The 387-nt window shown below is 50.9% G+C and carries 1 tRNA gene and 1 rRNA gene; both read left to right on the top strand.

From position 1 onward, the window contains the following. Window positions 1–56: ribosomal RNA gene (locus tag Xbud_RS20275) — 16S ribosomal RNA — on the top strand; the annotation flags it as partial. A gap of 81 nt (window positions 57–137) precedes the next feature. Beyond that, window positions 138–213, top strand: a tRNA-Glu gene (locus Xbud_RS19400). Window positions 214–387: the final 174 nt, after the last annotated feature.

The following is a 387-nucleotide window of genomic DNA, read 5'->3' as shown; positions in this document are numbered from 1 at the left end:
GGGTGAAGTCGTAACAAGGTAACCGTAGGGGAACCTGCGGTTGGATCACCTCCTTAACCTGCGATGGTGAAATGTGAGTGTTCACACAGATTGTCTGATGACTGTAAGACGAGCAAGCGTCTGCGAAGAGACTTTGAGTCCCCTTCGTCTAGAGGCCTAGGACACCGCCCTTTCACGGCGGTAACAGGGGGTCGAATCCCCTAGGGGACGCCACTTTGCTCGGGGTATTGGGTGAAAGACGGTGCCGGCCTTATTGCTAAGCGGGTTTGTCAGCCGGTTTAGCAATAATTGCTCTTTAACAATCTGGAACAAGCTGAAAATTTGAAACAATCAGTAGCGTCGGAAGACGGTATTGATGAGTCTCTCAAAACTCCAGTCCGAAGACAC

The sequence above is a fragment of the Xenorhabdus budapestensis genome, from assembly GCF_002632465.1.
Lineage (GTDB): Bacteria > Pseudomonadota > Gammaproteobacteria > Enterobacterales > Enterobacteriaceae > Xenorhabdus > Xenorhabdus budapestensis.
The sequence above is the reverse complement of the archived record's forward strand: the minus strand, read 5'-3'. Positions and strand labels throughout refer to the sequence as shown.